We start from the raw sequence: 3,076 nt of genomic DNA, 5'->3' as shown, positions 1-3,076 counted from the left end.
GCTTCATGGCAGAAAGGAAGTGTCGAAAACGCAAACAGACTCATCAGAAAATACATTCCAAAGAAAGCGGATTTTGACGAATTCAGTCACAAACGTATAATGAATATTCAAAAGAAATTGAACGGAAGACCAAGAGAAAAATTAAAATTTCACACACAAAAAAATGAATTCTTCAATAAGATATTGTAATTTTGCACTTGCTGGTTGACTCTATCCTGATTACGAATAAGATTAATAAAATAAGATTTCACGAGAAATCCTTTGCAATATCATTTTTAGAGTGTAACTTTGGGTGCATAAATCAATACACCCGAAGATATGAATATCAAACGGAATATCATCTTCACACTGGAGAGTATATTTACGACTAATTTTATGTAAATTATGATTCAAAGATTTTTTCACCCAATAGGCCAGGGAGCCTTTTACTCCGAAAGGCACACGTCTTGCAATATCAATATCGTGTATGATTGTGGTACGACAAACCCAAGTTCACTAGCCAAACAAAGAGTAGTAAATCAAAGCTTTAGAAAAGACGAGATTATTCACATTCTCTTTATCTCTCATTTTGACAAAGATCACATCTCACTAATCGATACATTGAAGACAACAGTTCAGAGGATTGAGAGAGTTGTGATACCGCTTCTTAATAATGAAGAAAAGATTTTCCTATCCAGTATATATAGGATTTTAGGAGAAGACAGTTTAGCGGAATTGGTAAGTAATCCAAATGAATTCTTTGAAAGAGAAACTCATATTATTGGAGTAAAACCAAGTTCTGATACGGAGATTGGAGAAATAACTCCCATTAATGTGTCAGAAATACAAAGCGGAACTCAGATAATCTTAAATGACCTCAACGACTGGGTGTACATTCCCTTTAATTATCAATATAAGATTAGAAGCAATGAGTTTCAAAATAAATTGAAAAAGGAAGGTATTGATGTTTACAAACTTAAAACTGACCCTGAGTATATTCTCGACGCTGAGGTCAAAAAGACAATAAAGGATATCTATAAGGATATTAGCGGTAATATTAATGAGAACTCTATGTTTTTGTATTCAGGACCGTTATCGCTAGAAAATTCAAATATACATTATTGGAGAGGGAGATGTTATTGGAGAGGGAGATGTTGGCGTGACAATATATTCTGTTGGCATTTTGATTATTATACCCATCGTTGCAATCCACATAGAGTTGCTTGCCTATACACTGGTGATAGTGATTTGAAAAAAGTGGACGTTACAACTATATACAGCAAATATTGGGACATAATAGGAACTATACAAATTCCACATCATGGTAGTTTGCCATCATTTGATGTTAACGTCCTTAAAGAAAAGTTTTTTCTATGCCCTATTTCTGTAGGAAAGAACAATTCTTATGGACACCCTTCTCAAATAGTTATTCTTGAAATTCTCTCAAATAGATGTTTCCCTATACTTATAACAGAGGATGCGGATAGTACTTTCGTTGAAATAATTGAATACTAACTATTGGAAGCCCCGAATAATAACGAGCGAAAATAATATGATTGTTTCACTCGTTTATTATTTATCTACAAGTATAAAAACAACTATTGAACGAAGATACCCGAGAAACTATACTAAACAAGTTCTTGGAGTATTTGCTATTTCTTCAAATGCTTTCTCAGTTTGCTTTGTTCCTCCTCTATCCTCTTCTGTTGCATCAACAACTCGGCTTGTCTTTGCAGGGCTTGCTCATAATCGATGACCTTCTGCTCTAACTGACGGATGGCTTTGGGATTGCGATGTGTGATAAACATACTGTCTATATGAGACCTTTGCACGGTAAATTTCTTTATTTTTCATGTTATACCATTGTATATCAGTGAATTATTTCGTATATTTGCGGTATAATTGAATACATTGCCACCTATGGCACAACAAGGAAAATCATTTAACGAAGAAGTATCATTTGCAGACGTCATCTTCGAGAAGCGATATAGGAAAGCCCAAAATGAATTTTTGAATCAAGTCGATATGCTTATCGATCGGTGTGTCCTGTTCGTACGCTTATCAATAAGAAGTATACCAAACGACAGAATGCAGCGGGTGCTCCGGCTTACGATGTTATCCTGCTATTCAAGATGCTCTTGTTGCAAACTTGGTACGGATTGAGTGATTGTGCCTTAGAAGAACGCATCAATGACTCTTTGACGTTCTCTCGTTTTTTAGGTTTGAGTATAGACGCCGTATCTCCCGACCATAGTACTCCCAGCCGTTTTCGTACTTCTCTCACGACCTTGGGAATAATGGACAAGTTGCCGAAAGAATTTAACAAGCAATTCAAAACACATCATATTGAAATTAAAGAGGGTGTTCTCATTGATGCGGGCATCGTTGACAGTCCTTATAAACCGGACGGAAAATTTAGAATCGCTGTTGCGGAAGATCGATAGGATATGCGTATTGAAGCCGAAAAGGCTGAAGAAGAAGCTTATCACAAGTTTCTTTTGGAAGAGCGTAAAGGCATAGACAGTGAATCCCGTCGGGTGAAGAAGAAAGTTTATCGCTATGGTTATAAGAAGCATGTGATGACCAACCAAGCGGGTTTCGTTCAAAAAGTCATCACAACTCCGGCCAATCGTAGTGACATAAATGAGTTGTTTCCCTTATTGGGCGAAGAATCTATCCCCGCATATACTCCCGTTTATGCGGATAAAGGGTATTCGTCGAAAGAAAACAGAGATTATCTGACGAGTCGTCATCTGCGAGATGGTATCATGCATAAAGCTCAACGTAACAAACCGTTGACAGGATTTCAGAAGCTGATCAATCAAAAGATCAGTCCGATTCGCAGCAAGCGGACGTCCGGCAGTATCAGACGATGGTTTCAAGGCGGTCGATGTCGATATCGAGGTCTTGCCAAGACTCATACACAGAACATTCTCGAAAGTATCGCTTTTAATCTTTATCGTACCCCGGGGATAATTATATCCCGATGTTTGGAATGATCGAATAAATCCCTCGTTGGGCTCGGATTTGAAGCCCGACGAGGGGTAAAGGGGGAGTATATTCTTCTCGAAAAGAACTCTAATCATTCCTTTGAAGC

The 3,076-nt window shown here is 37.4% G+C and carries 2 protein-coding genes and 2 pseudogenes; 3 read left to right on the top strand and 1 reads right to left on the bottom strand.

Translation table 11 applies throughout. The annotated features are described in order from the left end of the window. Positions 1-189 (top strand): annotated as a pseudogene (locus EII32_RS12600) (IS30 family transposase); the annotation flags it as partial. A gap of 195 nt (positions 190-384) precedes the next feature. Then, positions 385-1,494, top strand: a complete 1,110-nt coding sequence (locus tag EII32_RS11125; protein WP_125235448.1) for a hypothetical protein — start codon at positions 385-387, stop codon at positions 1,492-1,494. Between the two features lie 137 nt (positions 1,495-1,631). On the opposite strand, the gene EII32_RS11120 is transcribed toward EII32_RS11125, so the two are convergent. Continuing rightward, positions 1,632-1,787 carry a hypothetical protein gene (locus EII32_RS11120; protein ID WP_199741429.1) on the bottom strand — a complete coding sequence of 52 codons (156 nt, stop codon included), beginning with the start codon at positions 1,785-1,787 and terminating at the stop codon, positions 1,632-1,634. 112 nt (positions 1,788-1,899) lie between these two features. Here EII32_RS11120 and EII32_RS11115 point away from each other — a divergent pair. Beyond that, positions 1,900-2,978, top strand: a pseudogene (locus EII32_RS11115) (IS5 family transposase). Positions 2,979-3,076 lie beyond the last annotated feature (98 nt).

The sequence above is a fragment of the Prevotella sp. OH937_COT-195 genome (genome assembly GCF_003932845.1).
Classification (GTDB): Bacteria; Bacteroidota; Bacteroidia; order Bacteroidales; family Bacteroidaceae; genus Prevotella.
The sequence above is the reverse complement of the archived record's forward strand: the minus strand, read 5'-3'. Positions and strand labels throughout refer to the sequence as shown.

Coding starts and splice junctions, on each gene's coding strand:
- EII32_RS11125 (WP_125235448.1), top strand. CDS start 385: ATGATTCAAAGATTTTTTCACCCAATAGGCCAGGGAGCCTTTTACTCC.
- EII32_RS11120 (WP_199741429.1), bottom strand. CDS start 1,787: ATGTTTATCACACATCGCAATCCCAAAGCCATCCGTCAGTTAGAGCAG.